Below are 22,043 nucleotides of genomic sequence, written 5' to 3'. Positions count from 1 at the left end.
AACTAGCTTGGAGCTGCCTAACCCAACCCAAGAGGAGCATAGCTTTCTAGTTTTTTGATTTTCAATGAGGACAAGATACTAGAAAATCTAGTATAAAAAGAGCACACAAAAAGAGACAAAAACAAGATCTACTAAATAAAGATTCTTTATTTGATAGATTAGTTGTTCATGTCTCCCTTACCTCCGAGTATTAGTACCTCTATCCTATACCTTTCAGGAAATTTTGTCAATAGAAAACAAGTAATTTCAAGCTCTAAAATCCGAAAACAGGTCCATAGAGAGTCAGTACGTGTTTGACATGTTCGTAGTGGAACTTGTCATAGTTGCGCCAAGCAGTACGAACTTGATCGTTTAGTTTTAGGCTACCAAGTCCAATCAGAAGACTGGTACGTTGGTAAAATTTCTCAAGGTCGATTAAGATACTGTTGTCCAGCTTTTCTGCTTTTTTTAATTCCTTAAGAGTGGTGTTCAGCAGCTCTTGCAGTCGAAGATCATCGGCTGTACCTTGTTTGCAACTTTGGTAGCTTTTATTTAACTCGGAAAGGAGTTGGTAAGCTTCAGTGATGAGTGCTTTATCTTCCATATGAGCATCCTCCTTGCTCTGGTGTATTCTTGCCTATAGTATAGCACTAATAGGAAAGTTTGTCATAGTAAATATGTTAAAAAATGAGATTTTAATATCAAAGTTTGGAAGGCTGACTTATAGCCTTTTCATGGTATAATCAAGTGAGTACATCTTTATGGAGGAAATATGAAGTTAAACATTCAAGAAATTCGTAAGCAACCTGAAGGCCTGCATTTTGAACAAACTTTAGACCTGGCAGCAGACTTGAGTAAACGGAATCAAGAAATTTTAGATGTCAAAGATATCCTTGCAGTGGGGAAGGTGCAGTACGAAGACCGTCTGTATTTCTTAGACTATCAGTTGTCATATGCCATTGTTCTTGCTTCCAGTCGTAGTATGGAACCAGTTGAGTTGGCTGAGTCTTATCCAGTCACAGAAGTTTTCATGGAAGGAGCGACCAACCAACTGGACCAGGAAGTTCTAGATGATGACTTGGTCTTGCCTATCGAAAATGGGGAAATAGACCTTGCTGAGAGCGTAGCAGATAATATTCTGCTCAATATCCCTATCAAAGTCTTGACAGCAGAAGAAGAGGCGGGCCAAGGTTTTGTGTCAGGAAATGACTGGCAAATCATGACTGAAGACGAATATCAAGCCCAACAAGCAGTCAAGAAAGAAGAAAACAGTCCATTTGCTGGCTTGCAAGGACTGTTTGATGGAGACGAGTAGATGGTTTTATCCAAGAAACGTGCCCGTCATGTCATAGAGGAAATAATTGCCCTCTTTCCAGATGCTAAGCCTAGTCTTGATTTTCGCAATCATTTTGAACTCTTGGTTGCAGTGATGTTGTCAGCCCAGACGACAGATGCAGCGGTAAATAAGGCCACACCAGGTCTCTTCGCTGCCTTTCCAACGCCACAAGCCATGTCTGTCGCGACAGAGAGTGAAATTGCTTCACACATTTCTCGCCTGGGACTGTATCGAAATAAGGCTAAATTCCTTAAAAAATGTGCCCAACAGTTACTAGACGATTTTGATGGTCAAGTCCCTCAGACACGTGAAGAATTAGAAAGTCTAGCAGGTGTTGGTCGTAAAACAGCAAATGTCGTCATGAGTGTGGGCTTTGGGATTCCTGCTTTTGCAGTGGATACTCATGTGGAGCGTATCTGTAAGCATCACGATATCGTAAAAAAATCGGCTACACCACTTGAAGTAGAAAAACGTGTTATGGATGTCTTGCCACCAGAAGAATGGTTAGCAGCTCACCAGGCCATGATTTACTTTGGACGAGCTATCTGCCATCCCAAAAATCCAGAATGTGACCACTATCCCCAACTGTATGATTTTAGTAATGTTTAAGGGGACTCTGAAAAAGTTTTTGCTTGATTTTAAGGGTGCTTTGTGCTATAGTAAATGGTAACTAAATAGTCCTTTAAACCTGTCCCGTGAGGCAGGCAAGGAGCGCGATAAAGTAGAAGGGTGAAGTCTATACTGTTTATAGTAGGGCTCGCTTGGCTATACATTTCAAGTCTCCTTGTAGAAGGAGACTTTTCTTTTTGGAGGTTTGTCATGAAGACAAAAGAAGTTGTAGACGAATTGACTGTCAAACGAGCGATTACGCGAATTACTTATGAGATTATTGAGCGCAATAAAGACTTGAATAAGATTATCCTAGCAGGGATAAAAACGCGTGGTGTTTTCATCGCTCATCGTATCAAAGAACGCCTGGAGCAGTTGGAAAACATCACTGTACCTGTTGTGGAATTGGACACCAAACCTTTCCGTGACGATGTTAAAAGTGGAGAAGATACTTCTTTGATTTCTGTTGATGTGACAGACCGTGAAGTTATCTTGGTCGATGATGTACTCTATACAGGTCGTACCATCCGTGCTGCTATCGATAATATTGTTGGTCATGGTCGTCCTGCGCGCGTGAGTTTAGCAGTTCTAGTCGATCGTGGACATAGAGAATTGCCTATCCGTCCAGATTACGTTGGGAAAAATATCCCAACCAGTCGTTCTGAAGAAATCATCGTAGAGATGACAGAACTTGATGGCCAAGACAGAGTTCTGATTACTGAAGAAGCTTAGAAAGCTGAAGGAGTAGCCATGTCAGAAAATCAACAAGCATTGAACCATGTGGTTTCTATGGAAGACCTCACTGTTAATCAAGTGATGAAATTGATTAAGCGAGGAATTGAGTTTAAAAATGGAGCCCAGCTTCCTTATGAAGACCATCCGATTGTTTCAAATCTTTTCTTTGAGGATTCTACACGGACACATAAGTCCTTTGAAGTGGCAGAGATTAAGCTAGGGCTGGAGCGGCTTGACTTTGATGTGAAGACCAGCTCGGTCAATAAGGGTGAGACATTGTATGATACCATCTTAACCTTGTCTGCGCTTGGTGTAGATGTCTGTGTGATTCGTCACCCAGAGGTCGATTATTATAAAGAACTGATTGCGAGTCCAACCATTACGACTTCCATTATCAATGGTGGTGATGGTTCGGGACAACATCCTAGCCAGAGCTTGCTTGATTTGATGACCATTTATGAAGAATTTGGTCACTTTGAGGGTCTCAAGATTGCTATTGCAGGCGACTTGGATCATTCACGTGTTGCCAAATCCAATATGCAGATTTTGAAACGCTTGGGTGCTGAACTTTTCTTTGCAGGGCCTGAGGAATGGAGAAGTCAAGAGTTTGCGGACTATGGACAGTTTGTAACTATTGATGAGATTGTTGATCAGGTGGATGTTTTGATGTTACTCCGAGTTCAACATGAACGCCACGAAAGTGGAGCCGTTTTTTCAAAAGAAGACTACCATGCTCAACACGGCTTGAACCAAGAACGCTATAATCGCTTAAAAGAAACAGCAATCATTATGCATCCTGCTCCAGTTAATCGAGATGTGGAAATTGCTGACCACTTGGTTGAAGCGCCAAAATCACGCATTGTCCAACAAATGACCAATGGTGTCTTTGTTCGGATGGCAATCTTAGAATCCGTATTGGCGAGTAGAAACGCCAACTAAAACACAAGACGTTAAAAGACGCCAGTGAGCGTCCACGAGAGGTGAAAATATGACAAAAAGACTTCTAGTATTAGAAGATGGCACAGTTTTTGAAGGCAAGGCCTTCGGAGCAGACATTGATGTAACAGGCGAAATTGTCTTTAATACAGGGATGACCGGCTATCAAGAATCCATTACAGACCAGTCTTATAATGGACAAATCTTGACCTTTACCTATCCTTTGGTGGGGAATTATGGAATTAACCGTGATGATTATGAATCCATCATTCCAACTTGTAAAGGAGTTGTTGTTTTCGAAGAAGCGCGTAGAGCAAGTAACTGGCGCAACCAAATGACCTTGGATGAATTTTTGAAAGCCAAGAAAATCCCTGGTATTTCAGGAATTGACACCCGTGCTCTTACAAAAATTATCCGCAAGCATGGTACGATGCGTGCAACCCTTACACATGTTGGCGATACCATGGACCATATCACAGCCCAGCTCCAAGCAACAGTCTTGCCGACAGACAATATCAAACAGGTTTCTACTAAAACTTCCTATCCAGCTCCTGGAGTTGGTTTGAGCGTGGTGCTAGTGGATTTTGGACTCAAGCACTCAATCCTACGTGAACTTTCTAAGCGTAACTGTAACGTGACGGTTGTTCCGTATTCAACAACAGCAGAAGAAATTCTCCACCTCAATCCTGACGGAGTTATGTTGTCAAATGGTCCAGGTAACCCAGAAGACGTTCCAGAAGCACTGGACATGATTCGTGGTGTGCAAGGGAAAATTCCAATTTTCGGTATTTGTATGGGACACCAACTCTTTGCCATGGCAAATGGGGCTAAGACCTACAAGATGAAATTTGGTCACCGCGGATTTAACCACGCGGTACGTGAGATTGCTACAGGCCGTATAGACTTCACCAGCCAGAACCACGGTTATGCAGTTAGCCGTGAGGACTTGCCAGATCATTTGATCATTACCCACGAAGAAATCAATGATAAATCAGTTGAAGGAGTTCGCCACAGATACCAACCAGGTTTTTCTGTACAATTCCACCCAGACGCAGCTCCTGGTCCACACGACGCAAGCTACCTATTTGACGAATTTATCGAGATGATGGAAGCCTTTAAACAATCAAACTAAGAACGAGTAAAATCTCGTCGGAGAATTTATTTAATGGCAACCAGAGAGTTGCCGAATAGAAAGGAGAAGGGTGGTCCGTATTTGCTGAACTGAATACGGGCTACGGACGGCGCTAAAAAGATAGTTATTCCTAGAACTGATAGTTCTTCGTCATAACTCCTATTTTAGCTTTGTCCGCTTGACGCCCTTAATATCTTAAAAATGCCTAAACGTACTGATATTCAAAAAATTATGGTGATTGGTTCTGGTCCGATTATTATTGGTCAAGCTGCTGAGTTTGACTATGCTGGAACTCAGGCCTGCTTGTCTTTGAAAGAGGAAGGTTATGAAGTTGTCTTGGTGAACTCAAACCCTGCCACCATCATGACGGACAAGGAGATTGCGGACAAGGTCTACATCGAACCGATCACACTCGAGTTTGTGACACGTATTCTCCGTAAGGAACGTCCAGATGCTCTGCTTCCAACTCTTGGTGGGCAAACAGGGCTCAATATGGCCATGGAATTGTCTAAAAATGGAATTTTAGATGAACTTGGTGTTGAACTTCTCGGGACTAAACTATCTGCCATTGACCAAGCTGAGGACCGTGACCTCTTTAAACAATTGATGGAAGAACTTGAGCAACCAATCCCAGAATCTGAAATTGTCAATACAGTAGAAGAAGCGGTTTCCTTTGCAGCATCGATCGGCTACCCAGTGATTGTCCGTCCAGCCTTTACCCTAGGTGGTACTGGTGGTGGTATGTGTGCCAACGAGGAAGAACTACGTGAAATCGCTGAAAATGGGTTGAAATTGTCACCTGTTACTCAATGTTTGATTGAACGTTCAATCGCAGGTTTCAAGGAAATCGAGTACGAAGTCATGCGCGATTCAGCTGACAATGCCCTCGTTGTTTGTAACATGGAAAACTTTGACCCAGTTGGGATCCACACAGGGGATTCCATCGTATTCGCCCCTGCGCAAACTATGTCAGACTATGAAAACCAAATGCTACGTGACGCGAGCTTGAGCATTATCCGCGCTCTCAAGATTGAAGGTGGGTGTAACGTTCAGCTGGCCCTTGATCCGCATAGCTTCAAGTACTATGTTATCGAAGTAAACCCTCGTGTATCGCGTTCGTCAGCCCTTGCTTCTAAGGCAACTGGTTACCCAATTGCCAAATTGGCAGCTAAGATTGCTGTCGGTTTGACCTTGGATGAGGTCATCAACCCAGTCACAGGTTCAACCTATGCTATGTTTGAGCCGGCCCTTGACTACGTCGTTGCTAAGATTCCACGTTTCCCATTTGACAAGTTTGAAAAAGGTGAGCGTCGTCTTGGAACTCAGATGAAAGCGACTGGGGAAGTCATGGCCATCGGTCGTAACATCGAGGAATCTCTTCTAAAAGCCTGTCGTTCACTTGAAATTGGCGTTCACCACAATGAAATGCCTGAACTGGCAACCGTTTCTGATGATGCCTTGATTGAAAAGGTTGTCAAGGCCCAAGATGACCGTCTCTTCTACGTATCAGAAGCTATTCGCCGTGGTTACACACCAGAAGAAATTGCTGAATTGACTAAGATTGATATCTTTTATCTTGATAAACTCTTGCACATCTTTGAAATTGAGCAAGAGTTAGGTGCCCATCCACAAGATCTAGAAGTCTTGAAAACAGCTAAACTCAATGGATTTTCAGACCGTAAGATTGCGGAGCTTTGGGAAACGACAGCTGACCAAGTTCGCCAACTACGTTTGGAAAACAAGATTGTTCCAGTCTACAAGATGGTCGATACCTGTGCGGCAGAATTCGACTCTGAAACACCATACTTCTATTCAACCTATGGCTGGGAAAATGAGTCTATCAAGTCTGATAAGGAATCCGTCCTAGTCCTAGGTTCAGGTCCAATCCGTATCGGACAAGGGGTTGAGTTTGACTACGCAACCGTTCACTCTGTTAAGGCTATCCAGGCTGCTGGTTATGAAGCTATCATCATGAACTCAAATCCAGAGACCGTTTCAACAGACTTCTCGGTATCAGACAAACTTTACTTTGAACCATTGACATTCGAAGATGTCATGAATGTTATCGACTTGGAGCAACCAAAAGGCGTTATCGTTCAGTTTGGTGGTCAAACAGCCATCAACCTTGCGGAACCTTTGGCAAAAGCAGGTGTGACCATTCTTGGTACCCAAGTAGCTGACTTGGACCGTGCCGAAGACCGTGACCTCTTTGAGCAAGCTCTGAAAGACTTGGATATTCCACAGCCACCAGGACAAACAGCAACTAATGAAGAAGAAGCTGTGCTTGCTGCTCGCAAGATTGGTTTCCCAGTCCTCGTTCGTCCATCTTATGTCTTGGGTGGACGTGCTATGGAAATTGTTGAAAACGAAGAAGACCTTCGTTCTTACATGCGTACAGCCGTTAAAGCAAGTCCAGACCACCCAGTTCTTGTTGACTCGTACATCGTTGGACAAGAGTGCGAAGTTGATGCCATTTCAGATGGAGAAAATGTTCTCATCCCTGGTATCATGGAGCATATCGAACGTGCCGGTGTCCACTCAGGTGACTCAATGGCTGTTTATCCACCACAAACCTTGTCTCAAAAGGTGCAGGAGACCATCGCAGACTATACTAAACGCCTAGCAATCGGTCTCAACTGTCTTGGTATGATGAACATTCAGTTTGTTATCAAGGATGAGAAAGTCTATGTTATCGAGGTCAACCCACGTGCCAGCCGTACGGTTCCATTCCTTTCTAAGGTAACCAATATCCCTATGGCTCAGGTAGCGACTAAGTTGATTCTTGGTCAAAGTCTCGAAGAACTTGGTTACCAAGATGGACTTTACCCTGAAAGCACACGAGTTCATATCAAAGCGCCAGTCTTCTCCTTTACCAAGCTAGCGAAAGTAGACAGCTTGCTCGGTCCTGAAATGAAGTCAACAGGGGAAGTCATGGGTTCTGATACTACTCTTGAAAAAGCTCTCTATAAGGCCTTTGAAGCTTCTTACCTGCACTTGCCAACCTTTGGGAATGTTGTCTTTACCATCGCTGATGATGCCAAAGATGAAGCCTTAAATTTGGCTCGTCGTTTCCAAAATATCGGTTATGGTATCCTTGCGACAGAAGGGACAGCAGCCTTCTTTGCCAGTCATGGACTCGAAGCCCAACCTGTTGGTAAGATTGGTGACGATGAACAGGATATCCCAAGCTTTGTCCGCAAAGGGAAAATCCAAGCGATCATCAACACTGTCGGAACCAAACGAACTGCTGACGAAGATGGTGAGCAAATCCGTCGTTCAGCCATTGAACACGGTGTGCCCCTCTTCACAGCCCTAGACACAGCAAATGCCATGCTCAAGGTGCTAGAAAGTCGTAGTTTTGTCACAGAAGCGATCTAGTTGAGACAGAATTTTCACAGTTTTAAAGCCAGCGTCAGAAAACGCTGGCTTTTGCAATACTGATATTGCTTATTTCAACTATCATTTTTTTATTTGTAATCATTCTAAAATGTGATATAATAAGCGTGAATTGGAAATAGGTAAACTATTTTCATCATTCTTTCAAAAAATATTCTATTAAGAAATATGTAAAGACAGATTAGAAAGTGTAAAATCCCTATGTCCTCTTATAAAAAAGTCTCTCTTTCTGAGATCAATCAATCTATTGAGACTCCAAATAACAATCATTTTTGGCAAAATCTAAAAGCATTCTTAGGACCTGGTGCACTTGTGGCAGTTGGCTACATGGATCCAGGAAACTGGATCACCAGTGTGGTTGGTGGTGCCTCCTACAAGTACAGCCTTTTATTTGTTATTTTGATTTCCTCCATCATTGCTATGCAGCTACAACAGATGGCTGGAAAGCTCGGTATCGTGACTAGGATGGACCTAGCACAGGCAACAGCACATCATGCTCCCAAGTGGCTTCGCTATAGTTTGTGGGTGATTTTAGAATTAGCTTTAATGGCGACAGACTTGGCTGAGGTTCTAGGTTCAGCGATTGCCTTAAATCTTTTGTTTAAAATACCGATTATGGTCGCTATCCTCTTAACCGTTTTAGATGTATTTCTTTTGTTGTTGTTGATGAAATTTGGCTTCAAAAAAATTGAAGCCATTGTTACGACCCTAATTTTAACCATATTAGCCATCTTTACCTATCTGGTGGCCTTATCCAGTCCAAGTATTCAGGGTATTTTTGGTGGTTACTTACCAACTCCAACATTATTTGAAACACCATTACCTGGTCATGAAAGCCAATTGACCTTGGCTTTAGGGATTGTAGGTGCGACAGTCATGCCCCATAATCTCTATCTCCATTCCTCTCTATCCCAAACAAGGAAAATCAATCACAAAGATAAGAAGGATGTTCGAAAAGCAGTTCGCTTTATGACCTGGGATTCAAATCTTCAGTTGTCCCTAGCCTTCATTGTCAATTCCTTGCTTCTCATTTTAGGTGCCTCCCTCTTTTTTGGTCATGCATCTGAAATTTCAGCTTTTTCTCAAATGTACAATGCTTTACAGGATTCGACAATAGCAGGAGCAATAGCCAGCTCAACCTTGTCAACTTTATTTGCTCTAGCCCTCCTAGCAAGCGGCCAAAATTCGACTATTACAGGCACTTTGACAGGACAGATTGTCATGGAAGGCTTCTTACATCTAAGATTGCCTCAGTGGCTCATCCGTATCGGTACACGTATTTTTGCCTTGCTACCTGTGATTATAGTCGCCGTTTTGTTTGGATATCAAGAAAAAACCTTGGATCAGTTATTGGTCTATTCACAGGTCTTTCTGTCAATCGCTCTTCCGTTTTCAATCTTTCCCTTAATCTATCTGACCTCTAAGAAGTCACTGATGGGAGAATTCACTAATGCCAAGTGGAACACCATCCTAGGTTACGCAGTTTCAATCATCTTGACCATTCTCAATATCAAGCTTCTTTTCGATATTTTTTAACCTCGTTTGAAATCAATCATAGTGTCAGCGTGAAGCTTGACAAAGAGAAAGTAGTAGTGGTTGGTTCATAAAAATAAGTACAAAAAAAGAACAGTTGAAACTGTTCTTTTTATGATTATTTGAGACCGTATTTTTTGTTGAAACGATCCACACGTCCATCTGCTTGAGTGAACTTTTGACGTCCAGTGTAGAATGGGTGTGAGTCTGATGAAATTTCCACACGGATCAATGGGTAAGTTTCGCCTTCGAACTCAACAGTTTCGTTAGAGCGTTTTGTTGAACCGCTAAGGAATTTGTAACCAGTAGTTGTGTCCATGAAGACAACTGGGCGATATTCTGGATGGATATCTTTTTTCATTTTGCAATATTTCCTTTCTGCCATGGTCTCTTTGCGAGCCATAGATTGTTACCTTACTAGTCTATCAGATTCTGAAAAGTTTGGCAAGTATTTTATCAGTTTTTAAGTAAGTTTTTTAACTTTTGGTAGATGATTTCGTTTTCTTCTAGACTATAGGAATTGGCGCCACTAGCTAATGGATGTCCTCCTCCGTCGTGTTCTTTGGCAATTTCATTGATAGGGGTAATTTTACTGCGCATACGCACACGGAAGTGACCATCAGCTTGCTCAACAAAGATAGCCCAAGCCTTAACGGTATCAATTCGGCCAGGTGCTCCGACAATTGCAGCTGTTTCAGCATCCGTAACCTTATATTCTTTCAGGATTTCTTGAGTAAGCAGAACGCGTGCAGCCCCGTTTTCATCAACTTCTAAATGATCATAGACAAAGCCTTGCAGTTTTGCAATCTTGAAGCTCATGGTATCCATTTGACGAGACAATCCAGCAAAGTCAAAATCAATTTCTCGGAGCTGGCCAGCTATTCTAAAGGTACGGGCACTAGTTGACGGGTAGAGAAAACGCCCTGTGTCCCCGACAATTCCTGCATAGAGAAGTCGTGCTGCTTCGCTAGACAAAGCCAACTGATTTTCTTGAGCAAATAGGGCAATCATCTCACTGGCACTGCTTGAACTTGTATCCACCCAAGATAGGTCACCATAAATATCATCATTTGGATGGTGATCGATTTTGATGGTGAAAGCAGCTTGTTCGTATCGTTTATCATCGATACGAGGACGATTCGCTGTATCACAAATAATAGCAAGAGCTCCTTTGTAGTCACTGTCTTGAACAGTATCCATTTCCGCCATCCAAGTTAGAGTGGGTTCGTTAAAACCGACTGCTTTGATGGTCTTTTCTGGAAAATGGTGAGTGAGAAGAGCTTTCAAACCTACCTGACTCCCTAAGGCATCAGGATCTGGTTTCATATGACGATGAATGATAATGGTATCGTATTCTTTGATTTTCTCTAATATTTGCTGGCAAATTTCCATAAATAACCTCAATTCTTTCTCATTTCATTGTAGCACAAGAATTTTTATTTTTAAAATGAAAAAGATATGATATAATGGAGAAAGATAAATTGAGGAGGACGTTATGGCATTAGCAAAAATTGTATTTGCCAGTATGACCGGTAATACCGAAGAAATTGCAGATATTGTAGCAGACAAATTACGTGACTTGGGCTTGGATGTCGATGTGGATGAGTGTACGACTGTTGACGCTTCAGACTTCTTGGAGGCGGACATCGCAATCGTTGCGACTTATACTTACGGGGATGGAGAATTGCCTGATGAGATGATGGACTTCTACGAAGACCTAGCAGATCTCAACTTGAATGGCAAAATCTACGGAGTGGTCGGTTCAGGAGATACCTTCTACGACGAATTCTGTAAGGCTGTCGATGACTTTGATCGTGTATTTGTAGCGACAGGAGCAGAAAAAGGTTCAGAGTGTGTTAAAGTGGACCTCTCTGCCGAAGAAGAAGACATCGAACGCTTGGAACAATTCGCAGAAGAATTGGCTGCAAAAGTAGGATAAGAAGCGAACTGCGCTGGCTGGAATAAGTCGGTGTAGTTTTTTATTAGTTATTTTGGGATTTTACTAGCCTATTTATACGCTTTTTGATACAATAATTCAAATAAAGGAGGAGACTGTATGAACTTAGATATTATTCGGCAAGAAATTGATCAAATCGACGACCAAATCGTCAAGCTCCTAGAAGAACGGATGCACTTAGTTGAAGGGGTTGTTGCTTATAAGAAAGCCTCAGGAAAACCTATTTTAGATTCTAAGAGAGAAGCGGTTATTTTTGAAAAGGTTAGAAGTCGTGTAGAGGACAAGTGCTATCAGGAGACTATTGTTGCGACTTTTTCTGACATACTCAAACATTCGCGTGATTATCAGGATCAAAATATCAAATGAAAAAAGAACAATTTTATCCGCTAGGAATTTTTCTAGCTGCAATGGTGGGAGGCCTTGTCCGCTACCTGGTTTCCACTTGGTTACCAGCCAGTCCCGACTTTCCTTGGGGCACCCTCCTTGTCAACTATCTGGGCATTTTCTGCCTGGTCTATCTGGTGAAAGGCTATCTGGTCTATAAGGGAACTAGTAAAGGCTTGGTTTTAGCGCTGGGGACGGGGTTTTGCGGAGGTTTAACAACCTTTTCTAGTCTAATGCTTGATGCAGTAAAACTGCTTGATGCCGAGTGTTATCTTAGTTTAGGGATCTACTTATTTTTGAGCATTGGTGGAGGTCTACTCTTGGCTTATTTTCTAGGGAGGAAGAAATGGTAATCGTTTATCTTGCAATCGCCTGCGGGTTCGGAGCCTTGGTTCGTTATTTCTTTTCCCGCTATAATCAAGCTTCTAAATTGCCCCTAGGAACTCTCATAGCCAATTTTCTAGGATGTTTTTTAATTGGCCTACTCTACAATCATGTGGAGTCTAAGGAAGTCTATGCTATCCTAGCGACAGGTTTTTGTGGAGGTTTGACGACCTTTTCAACCTTGAATGACGAGCTGCAAAGACTATTAAGTGACAAGAAGGTATTTTATAGCTATTTAGTCATAACTTACATAGGCGGCTTAGTGGCGATTTTTTTAGGAATTCTGCTATAAATTTCTTTACTTTTAGGTAGAAATTTGGTAAACTATATCCTGTGTGTAATGGACGCACAAAAATACAGTTTATCCGCTGAGGAAGGTTCCTCAAGATTGACAAAGATAGGAGAATAAAATGAATCCATTAATCCAAAGCTTGACTGAAGGTCAACTTCGTACAGATATCCCATCATTCCGTCCTGGTGACACTGTTCGTGTACACGCGAAAGTTGTCGAAGGTAACCGTGAACGTATCCAGATTTTTGAAGGTGTTGTTATTGCACGTAAAGGTGCTGGCATCTCAGAAAACTACACAGTTCGTAAAATCTCTAACGGTGTAGGTGTTGAGCGTATCTTCCCAATCCACACTCCACGTGTTGAAAAGATCGAAGTTGTTCGTTACGGTAAAGTACGTCGTGCGAAATTGTACTACTTGCGTGCTCTTCAAGGTAAGGCAGCTCGTATCAAAGAAATCCGTCGTTAATTCGACTAAAAACTCTGCTTATTCAGCAGGGTTTTTCTCTAGCTCCCTTAGTTCAATGGATATAACAACTCCCTCCTAAGGAGTAGTTGCAGGTTCGATTCCTGCAGGGGGCATAGAAACTATTGATTTTTATGTAGAAATCACTCAAGTTAAATACAACTCCAAAGCGTGAGATCACGCTTTTTTGTTTTTTATCAATGATGAAAACGTGAGAATTTGCATATAATTATAAAAAATAGGATATTTTAGTTAAATGCATATAATGATTTGATTTTTTAGGAAGTAAGGAGTAAAATTTAATTAATATGATGATTAGTTAGGAGTATAATTATGAATGGTTTAGTTTTAGGATTAGATATTGGTATTGCATCCGTAGGAGTGGGAATTCTAGAAAAAAATTCTGGAAAGATTATTCATGCGAATTCACGACTTTTTCCAGCTGCAACAGCTGATAATAATGTTGAGAGAAGAAAAAATAGACAGGCTAGACGATTAAATCGTCGGAAAAAACACCGTGGTGTTCGCTTTCAAGATTTATTTGAAGACTATGGTTTGTTAACTGATTTTTCTAAGGTATCCATTAATCTTAATCCATATCGACTTCGTGTAGATGGCTTGAATCAGCAACTAACGAATGAAGAGCTGTTCATAGCTTTAAAGAACATTGTTAAGAGACGTGGTATTAGCTATTTAGATGATGCTTCTGAGGATGGGGGTGCAGTATCTTCAGATTATGGCAAGGCCGTTGAGGAAAATAGAAAATTACTTGCTGAACAAACACCTGGTCAAATCCAACTAGAGCGTTTTGAAAAATATGGTCAGGTAAGAGGAGATTTTACTGTTGTGGAAAATGGTGAAAAACTCCGATTGATCAATGTTTTTTCAACATCTGCATATAAAAAAGAAGCTGAAAGAATTTTAAGAAAACAGCAAGAATTTAATAATCAGATTACGGATGAATTTATAGAGGATTATCTAAAAATCCTTACAGGTAAAAGAAAATACTATCATGGACCAGGTAATGAAAAATCTCGGACGGATTATGGACGGTATACTACTCATAAAGACTCTAAAGGGGAGTACGTAACATTAGATAATATTTTTGGTGTTTTAATTGGTAAATGTACATTTTATCCTAATGAATACAGAGCTTCAAAAGCTTCCTATACTGCTCAAGAGTTTAATTTACTAAATGATTTAAATAATTTAACAGTTCCTACAGAGACCAAGAAACTGAGTGAGGAACAAAAGAAAACAATCGTTGAATATGCGAAGTCGGCGAAAACATTAGGGGCTTCAACCTTATTGAAATACATTGCTAAAATAATTGATGCTTCAGTAGATCAGATACGTGGTTATCGAGTTGATGTAAACAATAAACCTGAAATGCATACTTTTGAAGTATATCGAAAAATGCAATCGCTAGAAACAATTTCAGTTGGGGAATTGTCTAGAAATGTTCTAGATGAGCTTGCACATATTTTAACTCTAAATACTGAACGAGAAGGTATAGAAGAAGCGATTAACACAAAGTTAAAAGATTCTTTTAGTCAAGATCAAGTACTTGAATTGGTTCAATTTAGAAAAAATAATAGCAGTCTATTTAGTAAGGGATGGCATAATTTTTCCCTTAAACTCATGATGGAATTGATACCAGAACTCTATGAAACTTCAGAAGAGCAAATGACAATTCTAACACGATTGGGGAAACAAAAATCTAAAGAAACATCAAAAAGAACCAAGTATATTGATGAAAAAGAATTAACAGAAGAAATTTATAACCCTGTAGTAGCAAAATCCGTCAGACAAGCTATAAAAATAATCAACGAAGCAACTAAAAAACATGGTATCTTTGATAATATCGTTATCGAAATGGCGCGTGAAAATAACGAAGAAGATGCTAAGAAAGATTATATAAAACGTCAAAAGGCAAACCAAGATGAGAAATATGCGGCTATGGAAAAAGCGGCGTTTCAATACAATGGGAAAAAAGAGTTGCCGGATAACATTTTTCATGGGCATAAGGAATTAGCTACTAAGATTCGTTTATGGCATCAACAGGGAGAAAAGTGTCTCTATACTGGGAAGAGTATTCCGATTTCAGATTTAATTCATAATCAGTATAAGTACGAAATCGACCATATTTTACCTCTTTCTTTATCGTTTGATGATAGTCTATCTAATAAAGTATTGGTTCTAGCTACAGCAAACCAAGAAAAAGGCCAACGTACTCCGTTTCAGGCTTTAGATAGTATGGATGATGCCTGGTCCTACCGTGAGTTTAAATCTTATGTAAAAGAGTCTAAATTATTAGGTAATAAAAAGAAAGAGTACCTTTTAACGGAAGAAGATATTAGTAAAATTGAAGTGAAGCAGAAATTCATCGAACGAAATTTGGTTGATACTCGATATTCCTCTCGCGTTGTTTTAAATGCTCTACAAGATTTTTATAAAGCTCATAAATTCGATACAACTATTTCGGTGGTACGTGGACAATTTACCTCTCAGCTAAGAAGAAAGTGGAGGCTTGAAAAGTCTCGTGAGACTTACCATCATCATGCTGTTGATGCCTTAATTATTGCCGCTTCGAGTCAATTAAGATTATGGAAAAAACAGAATAATCCTCTGATTTCTTATAAAGAAGGACAGTTTGTTGATTCAGAGACTGGAGAAATAATTTCATTAAGTGATGATGAATACAAAGAGTTAGTGTTTAAAGCTCCTTATGACCATTTTGTTGATACATTAAGTAGCAAGAAATTTGAAGATAGCATCCTATTTTCTTATCAAGTGGATTCAAAATTTAATCGAAAAATTTCAGATGCAACCATTTACGCAACAAGAAAAGCGAAATTGGATAAAGATAAATCCGAAGAAACTTATGTTTTAGGTAAGATTAAAGATATTTATAGTCAAGCAGGGTATGATGCTTTTATTAAAATTTACAATAAAGATAAGAGAAAATTCTTGATGTATCATAAAGACCCACAAACATTTGAAAAAGTGATTGAAGAAATTTTAAGAACCTATCCATCTAAAGAACGGAACGATAAAAATAAGGAAGTTCCTTGCAATCCTTTTGAGAAATATCGACAAGAAAATGGGCCAATCCGTAAGTACAGCAAAAAAGGTAATGGACCAGAAATTAAATGTCTGAAATACTACGATAATAAACTAGGTAATTACATTGATATCACACCAGATGGTAGTGATAATCAAGTGGTTCTTCAGTCACTTAAGCCTTGGAGGACGGATGTTTATTTTAATCATCAGACTAAAAAATATGAATTGATGGGTTTGAAATATTCTGATTTATCTTTTGAAAAAGGTAGTGGGAAATATAGTATTTCTAATGAGAAGTATAATTCTATAAAGAGAATTGAAGGCGTTGATGAGCAGTCTGAATTTAAATTTACTCTCTATAAAAATGATTTGATATTAATAAAAGATTCAGAAAACAATGAACAAAAATTATTTAGATTTAATTCAAGGAATGATACGGCAAAACACTATGTAGAACTAAAACCTTATGATAAAGCTAGATTTGATGGTCAACAAGAATTGATAACGATACTTGGAAATGTTGCCAAAGGAGGACAGTGTTTGAAGGGATTAAATAAATCAAATATTTCTATTTTTAAAGTCAAAACGGATGTTTTAGGAAAAAAACATATCATTAAAAAAGAGGGTGACGAACCAAAACTCAAATTTTAAAAAATATTTAAAAAAGAGTTGCAAACGCTTGTACAATGTACTATAATAGTAACCGTAAGGGACGCCTTGCACAGTTACTTAAATCTTGCAGAAGCTACAAAGATAAGGCTTCATGCCGAATTCAACACCCTGTCATTTATGGCTGGGTGTTTTCGTTTTGTGAAAGAGGAAAATACGATGACTTGGAGAATTGTGCATGTCTGTCAGAGTGAAAAAATGCAATTGAAGTTGGATAACCTTCTAATTAAGAAAATGGGTCAAGACTATGTTATCCCACTGAGTGATATTTCGATAATTGTAGCAGAAGGAGGGGAGACTGTTGTAACTTTAAGGTTGTTAAGTGCTTTAAGTAAGTATAATATTGCCTTAATTGTCTGTGATAATGAGCACTTGCCTACAGGAATTTATCATTCTCAAAATGGTCATTTTAGAGCCTATAAAAAATTACAGGAGCAATTATTGTGGACGCAGGAACAGAAAGACAAATTATGGCAGATAGTTACTTATTTCAAAATAAACAATCAGCAAGATGTTCTTGCAATGTTTGAGAAAAATATTGAATGCATTCAATTATTAGCAGACTATAAAGATCATATTGAATATGGAGATAAAACCAATCGTGAAGGTCATGCTGCTAAAGTTTATTTCAATGAATTATTTGGAAAGAAATTCGTACGTCTTACACAACAGGAAACGGATGTCATCAATGCTGGCCTAAATTATGGTTATGCAATCATGAGAGCGCAGATGGCACGTATTATTGCTGGTTATGGTTTGAATCCCTTGATTGGCATTTTCCATAAGAATGAATATAACCAGTTTAACTTGGTTGATGATCTAATGGAACCTTTTCGGCAGATTATCGATGTCTGGGTCTATCAAAATTTACGAGATGAAGAGTATTTGAAATATGAATTTCGTCTTGCGTTGACGGATACACTAAATGCGAAGATTCGTTATGGGAAAGAAACGTGTTCTGTAACGGTAGCAATGGATAAATATGTAAAAGGTTTTCTAAAATGTATCTCTGATAAGGATACCAGTAAATTTTACTGTCCAATGGTTTCGAGTGTAGAATGGAGCTAAAGAAATGAGGTATGAAGCATTGAGATTATTGTGTTTTTTTGATCTACCAATGGAAACAAATCAAGAAAAAAGAGTCTATCGTAATTTTCGGAAAGACTTAATCGCAAACGGTTTTGAAATGTTGCAGTTTTCTGTTTATTATCGAACCTGTCCGAACCGAAGTTTTGCTAGTAAATTCTATAAAAAATTAAGTCAGAGTAATTTACCAAGTGGGAATGTCCGTTTGCTAGCTGTGACTGAGAAACAATTTTCTGAAATGGTTTTAATCATTGGTGGAAAAACAAAGCAAGAAGAAGTAGTCAGTGATAATAAGTTGGTAGTTATATGAAAATGAACATTAGTCATCCGTATAAGGATAATATTTCATTAAGTTTTGGCCAATTTACTCAAATTGTAGGTCAAGATCAGCAATTAAAATATTATATTTGGCAGATACTATTATGGTATTTTGGAGGAAAAAAATATAGTGAGGAAGATTTAGTTCTATTTGAACAAAATGAGCCTAAAATACTAATAGACGATATAATGGTTTCCCGGTCAGAATTCAGTGTTATTCAAGTGTCCAATATCAATGATTTAATTGAACAAATGGAATATAAAAAAGGAACAGTAGCCTATGATTATATAAAGAAAAAGATTAATTCTATAGAGATAATGGAGCAAATTGAAAATATCAATGACAATCTAGATAGGATTTCACTTCTATTGAATCAGAAGTTGAATCTTCAAATAGATGATATTGTCTATCATACTGAAGCAAAATATTTTAATACGGATCAATTAATTCAAAAAAATTTTTTACCATACTTTGGGAAAAATGATAAAAATATATCCTTTGAATTTGTAGACAATAAGACAAAGTTTTTATTATTTCTTTCCATGTTAGAAGTCATGGCGACGAACAGTTATGAAAAATTTTTACTTGTCTTACGAAATTTGGATGATTTTCTATCCTATAGTGATTTTGTTGAATGTTGTGAGAAAATGGAATTTCTTACTAATCATAATGATTCATTATATATTGTTTTGTTTCCTTCCAATGAAGGTTATCTTCATGTCACGAAAGAAGTTTTAGAGGAAATCAATATTGTTTCCGATTATGTTGATCATTTTTATTCGCTAGAATTCATGTATGATCGCTTTACCAATCAGTATCCAATAAATCAAATACCTGATGAACAAGAATTTTTAACTTCTTTAAGAAAAATTGGATCCTATTTATTTAGCTCGGACATTCTCCACATGAGTCTATCTGTAGAAGATCAAGTGGCATTAAAAATTTTGAATAATTTGTATCAGTATGAAATGAAAACAAAATTCCGTATTGAATCAATCAATCCAATGTTATTGAAATATTTGGAAGAATAGTATTGACGAGTGGAATTTAAGAATTTATAATATTTTTGAGGGGAGCAAAAATCAAAATTGACGAATTTGAGGTTTTTGTACTCTCAAGATTTAAGTAACTGTACAACAAATCGATAAATTGAAAGCTCTTCAAGAGAGTTTTTGTACTCTCAAGATTTAAGTAACTGTACAACTAATACATTATAGGAGGTAAACTACATGGCGTTTTTGTACTCTCAAGATTTAAGTAACTGTACAACGAGGAATTACATAAAGAGAACCCAACAACCAGTTTTTGTACTCTCAAGATTTAAGTAACTGTACAACTAAAGCGAATCAAGACATTAAGAGCAAGCGGTTTTTGTACTCTCAAGATTTAAGTAACTGTACAACAATCCAACCAGACGGATTGATAACCGTAGTGTTTTTGTACTCTCAAGATTTAAGTAACTGTACAACTGATTAGATTCCCACCAAGCAATCATTCCTGTTTTTGTACTCTCAAGATTTAAGTAACTGTACAACTCCAAGACCATTACGGCGCTAAGGTGTCCGGTTTTTGTACTCTCAAGATTTAAGTAACTGTACAACGATTCAATCAGCAGCTTGTATGATAATTAGGTTTTTGTACTCTCAAGATTTAAGTAACTGTACAACCTTCTTGAGGTGCACCATTTGCAACGGCATGTTTTTGTACTCTCAAGATTTAAGTAACTGTACAACTATATGATGAAGTTCTCATCGACGTTACAAGTTTTTGTACTCTCAAGATTTAAGTAACTGTACAACGTCAATTCTTTGACTACGGTTGCTGAGTCAGTTTTTGTACTCTCAAGATTTAAGTAACTGTACAACCATATCTTTTCGTGTAAGTCAGTGACTTCAGTTTTTGTACTCTCAAGATTTAAGTAACTGTACAACAATGAGTACGAGCAGAATTTCAAAAAATATGTTTTTGTACTCTCAAGATTTAAGTAACTGTACAACTTCAAATTGGACCAAATGGAGTATCGATGCGTTTTTGTACTCTCAAGATTTAAGTAACTGTACAACCAAATGAGCAAATCATTTAAATCTGGATTGTTTTTGTACTCTCAAGATTTAAGTAACTGTACAACCGATCAATCGGTAATTGTGTTCAGTAATTGTTTTTGTACTCTCAAGATTTAAGTAACTGTACAACCCCAAAAATCGAGAGGCTTGCCCCCGATATGTTTTTGTACTCTCAAGATTTAAGTAACTGTACAACATGCTGTTGATTGGGACGGTCAAACATATAGTTTTTGTACTCTCAAGATTTAAGTAACTGTACAACACCTCATGCTTGAAGATGGCCGATTGGCTGAAAAAGAAAGTTTCAACATCGAGCCTGACGGATTGATCACTACAAAATAATTTTTTAAAAATAGAAAGGAAATTTTCTAAAATATTGTTCGAATTGTAACCGCAGGCTCAGGCTTGCGGGCTTTCTTGTTTGCAATAATAAAAGCAGTGACGGAAATCACTGCTTATCAGCTGTAGCAAATTCATAAAGTTTTTCTGCTGTGAGAAGTGCCATTTTGTCCATGCTTGTTTTTCCTTTTCTGAGGTCAGAAACGGTAGTCCATGGCACACCGGCACCTTGTGAAATAGCAGATGTAGAAATAGAACTATTAAGTAATTCTTGAATAACTTTTCTCATATTTTTCTTTACCTCAATTTTTATCTTAATCATATTATATAACGGAGAACCGAGATGTCAAGCGTTTTGATAAATTATTTCTAAATATTTTCGCCCCAAACTTGCCCCCAAAAAATTATTTTTTTATATTTTTTAATAGTTTTTCTCTTTTTAAAAACCATGAATAACAACAAACCAGAAAGACTGATATATATTATTATGTTTGCAGGGGGCATATAAACAGTGTAAAAAACCGCTCAGCTGAGCGGTTTTCGTATTTTATCATACTTTACAGCACCCACGTACGGATAGCATGGGCAACGCCAGATTCGTCATTTGTTTTGGTGATGTATTTGGCGATTTTTTTGAGTTCTGGATTTCCATTTTCCATAACAACGGGGTTGCCAACGACTTCCAACATGGCACGGTCATTCTCTTCGTCACCGATTGCCATGGTTTCATCTTTGGTCAATCCGAGTTTTTCAGCTAGGTGAGTAATAGCTGAACCCTTGTCTACATTCTTTTTAAGGAGTTCGAGGTAGAAAGGAGCAGATTTGTTAATAGAGTAGCGCTCATAAAATTCTGCTGGTATCTTTTCAATGGCAGCATCGAGGATTTCTGGTTCATCGATAAACATACACTTGACGATTTCCTTGTCAGCCATTTCTTCAGGAGTGCGGTAAAAGATAGGCATGTTGACGAGGGTTGATTCGTGAACTGTGTATTTTCCGATATTGCGATTGGCAGTATAGATACCGTCCTTGGTAATAGCGTGCATGTGAACACCGAGCTTGCGACTGAGAAATTCCATATCTAGATAATCCTCATAGGTCAAGGATTCGCTGATAATCTCATGGCCAGTAGCAGTTTCTTGGACAAGGGCACCGTTGAAGGTTACAACATAGTCACCCTCATCTCTCAATTGTAAGTCGTCCAAAAGTTTGGCAACGCCTGCGATAGGACGACCTGTTGCAATGACGACTTTGACACCGGCTTGTTTGGCATCTTGGATGGCAGAAAAGACTTCAGGAGTGATTTCCTTTTTACTGTTAACCAGGGTACCATCGATATCGACGGCGATTAGTTTAATACTCATA

At 38.7% G+C, this 22,043-nt stretch carries 21 protein-coding genes, 1 tRNA gene and 1 CRISPR repeat array; of the genes, 17 read left to right on the top strand and 5 right to left on the bottom strand.

The window, feature by feature from the left end:
* Positions 1 to 253: 253 nt before the first annotated feature.
* Positions 254 to 583, bottom strand: coding sequence for a helicase BlpT (locus MK405_RS03870; protein ID WP_268704376.1), 330 nt, complete (start codon positions 581 to 583; stop codon positions 254 to 256).
* A 168-nt stretch (positions 584 to 751) separates the two neighbouring features.
* On the opposite strand from MK405_RS03870, the gene MK405_RS03865 reads away from it, so the two are divergent.
* From MK405_RS03865 to MK405_RS03835, 7 genes are all read left to right on the top strand, one after another.
* Positions 752 to 1,294: a YceD family protein gene (locus MK405_RS03865; RefSeq protein WP_268704375.1), complete on the top strand. Its 543-nt coding sequence runs from the start codon at positions 752 to 754 to the stop codon at positions 1,292 to 1,294.
* Positions 1,295 to 1,924, top strand: a complete 630-nt coding sequence (gene nth, locus MK405_RS03860) for an endonuclease III (protein ID WP_000244432.1) — start codon at positions 1,295 to 1,297, stop codon at positions 1,922 to 1,924.
* 210 nt (positions 1,925 to 2,134) lie between these two features.
* Positions 2,135 to 2,656, top strand: a complete 522-nt coding sequence (gene pyrR / locus MK405_RS03855; protein WP_000850018.1) for a bifunctional pyr operon transcriptional regulator/uracil phosphoribosyltransferase PyrR — start codon at positions 2,135 to 2,137, stop codon at positions 2,654 to 2,656.
* 18 nt (positions 2,657 to 2,674) lie between these two features.
* The gene (locus MK405_RS03850; protein WP_268704374.1) at positions 2,675 to 3,598 is read left to right on the top strand and encodes an aspartate carbamoyltransferase catalytic subunit; all 924 of its coding nucleotides are present in this window, start codon (positions 2,675 to 2,677) and stop codon (positions 3,596 to 3,598) included.
* A gap of 49 nt (positions 3,599 to 3,647) precedes the next feature.
* Positions 3,648 to 4,727, top strand: coding sequence for a carbamoyl phosphate synthase small subunit (locus MK405_RS03845; protein ID WP_084933261.1), 1,080 nt, complete (start codon positions 3,648 to 3,650; stop codon positions 4,725 to 4,727).
* A 201-nt stretch (positions 4,728 to 4,928) separates the two neighbouring features.
* Positions 4,929 to 8,105: a carbamoyl-phosphate synthase large subunit gene (carB, locus tag MK405_RS03840; protein WP_268704373.1), complete on the top strand. Its 3,177-nt coding sequence runs from the start codon at positions 4,929 to 4,931 to the stop codon at positions 8,103 to 8,105.
* 219 nt (positions 8,106 to 8,324) lie between these two features.
* A complete protein-coding gene (locus tag MK405_RS03835; protein ID WP_268704372.1) occupies positions 8,325 to 9,659 on the top strand; it encodes an Nramp family divalent metal transporter in 1,335 nt (444 codons plus the stop codon).
* 115 nt (positions 9,660 to 9,774) lie between these two features.
* Here the strand turns inward: MK405_RS03835 and MK405_RS03830 are convergent, their stop codons facing one another.
* Positions 9,775 to 10,017, bottom strand: coding sequence for a type B 50S ribosomal protein L31 (locus tag MK405_RS03830; protein WP_000710762.1), 243 nt, complete (start codon positions 10,015 to 10,017; stop codon positions 9,775 to 9,777).
* 95 nt (positions 10,018 to 10,112) lie between these two features.
* Positions 10,113 to 11,048 carry a DHH family phosphoesterase gene (locus MK405_RS03825; protein WP_268704371.1) on the bottom strand — a complete coding sequence of 312 codons (936 nt, stop codon included), beginning with the start codon at positions 11,046 to 11,048 and terminating at the stop codon, positions 10,113 to 10,115.
* A gap of 103 nt (positions 11,049 to 11,151) precedes the next feature.
* Between MK405_RS03825 and MK405_RS03820 the strand changes: the two genes are divergently transcribed.
* From MK405_RS03820 to csn2-St, 10 genes are all read left to right on the top strand, one after another.
* Positions 11,152 to 11,595 (top strand): flavodoxin, encoded by a 444-nt coding sequence (locus tag MK405_RS03820; protein WP_001162125.1) that lies wholly within the window; start codon positions 11,152 to 11,154, stop codon positions 11,593 to 11,595.
* Between the two features lie 117 nt (positions 11,596 to 11,712).
* Positions 11,713 to 11,979: a chorismate mutase gene (locus tag MK405_RS03815; protein WP_268704370.1), complete on the top strand. Its 267-nt coding sequence runs from the start codon at positions 11,713 to 11,715 to the stop codon at positions 11,977 to 11,979.
* Complete coding sequence (crcB, locus tag MK405_RS03810; RefSeq protein WP_268704369.1) at positions 11,976 to 12,350, top strand: fluoride efflux transporter CrcB; 375 nt, start codon at positions 11,976 to 11,978, stop codon at positions 12,348 to 12,350. Before MK405_RS03815 ends, crcB (MK405_RS03810) begins: the two co-directional genes overlap by 4 nt.
* Complete coding sequence (crcB, locus tag MK405_RS03805; protein WP_268704368.1) at positions 12,344 to 12,673, top strand: fluoride efflux transporter CrcB; 330 nt, start codon at positions 12,344 to 12,346, stop codon at positions 12,671 to 12,673. Before crcB (MK405_RS03810) ends, crcB (MK405_RS03805) begins: the two co-directional genes overlap by 7 nt.
* Positions 12,674 to 12,791: 118 nt before the next feature.
* Positions 12,792 to 13,139, top strand: coding sequence for a 50S ribosomal protein L19 (gene rplS / locus MK405_RS03800; RefSeq protein ID WP_001068669.1), 348 nt, complete (start codon positions 12,792 to 12,794; stop codon positions 13,137 to 13,139).
* Positions 13,140 to 13,180: 41 nt separating this feature from the next.
* Positions 13,181 to 13,252 (top strand) — tRNA-Arg (locus tag MK405_RS03795).
* A 217-nt stretch (positions 13,253 to 13,469) separates the two neighbouring features.
* Entirely contained in the window at positions 13,470 to 16,853 is a 3,384-nt protein-coding gene (cas9, locus tag MK405_RS03790; protein WP_268704367.1) for a type II CRISPR RNA-guided endonuclease Cas9, read from the top strand.
* Between the two features lie 177 nt (positions 16,854 to 17,030).
* Positions 17,031 to 17,939: a type II CRISPR-associated endonuclease Cas1 gene (gene cas1 / locus MK405_RS03785; protein WP_033605530.1), complete on the top strand. Its 909-nt coding sequence runs from the start codon at positions 17,031 to 17,033 to the stop codon at positions 17,937 to 17,939.
* A 4-nt stretch (positions 17,940 to 17,943) separates the two neighbouring features.
* Positions 17,944 to 18,267: a CRISPR-associated endonuclease Cas2 gene (cas2, locus tag MK405_RS03780; protein WP_001268300.1), complete on the top strand. Its 324-nt coding sequence runs from the start codon at positions 17,944 to 17,946 to the stop codon at positions 18,265 to 18,267.
* Positions 18,264 to 19,307, top strand: a complete 1,044-nt coding sequence (gene csn2-St / locus MK405_RS03775; protein WP_268704366.1) for a CRISPR-associated protein Csn2-St — start codon at positions 18,264 to 18,266, stop codon at positions 19,305 to 19,307. Before cas2 ends, csn2-St begins: the two co-directional genes overlap by 4 nt.
* A 71-nt stretch (positions 19,308 to 19,378) precedes the next feature.
* Positions 19,379 to 20,601: a CRISPR direct-repeat array (repeat unit 36 nt; unit sequence GTTTTTGTACTCTCAAGATTTAAGTAACTGTACAAC).
* Between the two features lie 186 nt (positions 20,602 to 20,787).
* Here csn2-St and MK405_RS03770 read toward each other — a convergent pair.
* Positions 20,788 to 20,967 carry a hypothetical protein gene (locus MK405_RS03770; protein WP_001233347.1) on the bottom strand — a complete coding sequence of 60 codons (180 nt, stop codon included), beginning with the start codon at positions 20,965 to 20,967 and terminating at the stop codon, positions 20,788 to 20,790.
* A gap of 268 nt (positions 20,968 to 21,235) precedes the next feature.
* Entirely contained in the window at positions 21,236 to 22,042 is an 807-nt protein-coding gene (gene yidA / locus MK405_RS03765) for a sugar-phosphatase (RefSeq protein WP_268704365.1), read from the bottom strand.
* Between the last annotated feature and the right edge of the window lies 1 nt (position 22,043).

It is taken from the genome of Streptococcus oralis, from assembly GCF_026782345.1.
Classification (GTDB): domain Bacteria; phylum Bacillota; class Bacilli; order Lactobacillales; family Streptococcaceae; genus Streptococcus; species Streptococcus oralis_CK.
The sequence above is the reverse complement of the archived record's forward strand: the minus strand, read 5'-3'. Positions and strand labels throughout refer to the sequence as shown.

Bases quoted from the DNA above. Each gene is read 5' to 3' on its own strand.
- crcB (WP_268704368.1), top strand. From the start codon at position 12,344: ATGGTAATCGTTTATCTTGCAATCGCCTGCGGGTTCGGAGCCTTGGTT.
- nth (WP_000244432.1), top strand. From the start codon at position 1,295: ATGGTTTTATCCAAGAAACGTGCCCGTCATGTCATAGAGGAAATAATT.
- MK405_RS03845 (WP_084933261.1), top strand. From the start codon at position 3,648: ATGACAAAAAGACTTCTAGTATTAGAAGATGGCACAGTTTTTGAAGGC.
- csn2-St (WP_268704366.1), top strand. From the start codon at position 18,264: ATGAAAATGAACATTAGTCATCCGTATAAGGATAATATTTCATTAAGT.
- cas1 (WP_033605530.1), top strand. From the start codon at position 17,031: ATGACTTGGAGAATTGTGCATGTCTGTCAGAGTGAAAAAATGCAATTG.
- crcB (WP_268704369.1), top strand. From the start codon at position 11,976: ATGAAAAAAGAACAATTTTATCCGCTAGGAATTTTTCTAGCTGCAATG.
- MK405_RS03835 (WP_268704372.1), top strand. From the start codon at position 8,325: ATGTCCTCTTATAAAAAAGTCTCTCTTTCTGAGATCAATCAATCTATT.
- MK405_RS03865 (WP_268704375.1), top strand. From the start codon at position 752: ATGAAGTTAAACATTCAAGAAATTCGTAAGCAACCTGAAGGCCTGCAT.
- yidA (WP_268704365.1), bottom strand. From the start codon at position 22,042: ATGAGTATTAAACTAATCGCCGTCGATATCGATGGTACCCTGGTTAAC.
- MK405_RS03830 (WP_000710762.1), bottom strand. From the start codon at position 10,017: ATGAAAAAAGATATCCATCCAGAATATCGCCCAGTTGTCTTCATGGAC.
- carB (WP_268704373.1), top strand. From the start codon at position 4,929: ATGCCTAAACGTACTGATATTCAAAAAATTATGGTGATTGGTTCTGGT.
- MK405_RS03870 (WP_268704376.1), bottom strand. From the start codon at position 583: ATGGAAGATAAAGCACTCATCACTGAAGCTTACCAACTCCTTTCCGAG.
- MK405_RS03815 (WP_268704370.1), top strand. From the start codon at position 11,713: ATGAACTTAGATATTATTCGGCAAGAAATTGATCAAATCGACGACCAA.
- MK405_RS03820 (WP_001162125.1), top strand. From the start codon at position 11,152: ATGGCATTAGCAAAAATTGTATTTGCCAGTATGACCGGTAATACCGAA.
- MK405_RS03825 (WP_268704371.1), bottom strand. From the start codon at position 11,048: ATGGAAATTTGCCAGCAAATATTAGAGAAAATCAAAGAATACGATACC.
- pyrR (WP_000850018.1), top strand. From the start codon at position 2,135: ATGAAGACAAAAGAAGTTGTAGACGAATTGACTGTCAAACGAGCGATT.
- rplS (WP_001068669.1), top strand. From the start codon at position 12,792: ATGAATCCATTAATCCAAAGCTTGACTGAAGGTCAACTTCGTACAGAT.
- cas9 (WP_268704367.1), top strand. From the start codon at position 13,470: ATGAATGGTTTAGTTTTAGGATTAGATATTGGTATTGCATCCGTAGGA.
- MK405_RS03850 (WP_268704374.1), top strand. From the start codon at position 2,675: ATGTCAGAAAATCAACAAGCATTGAACCATGTGGTTTCTATGGAAGAC.
- cas2 (WP_001268300.1), top strand. From the start codon at position 17,944: ATGAGGTATGAAGCATTGAGATTATTGTGTTTTTTTGATCTACCAATG.
- MK405_RS03770 (WP_001233347.1), bottom strand. From the start codon at position 20,967: ATGAGAAAAGTTATTCAAGAATTACTTAATAGTTCTATTTCTACATCT.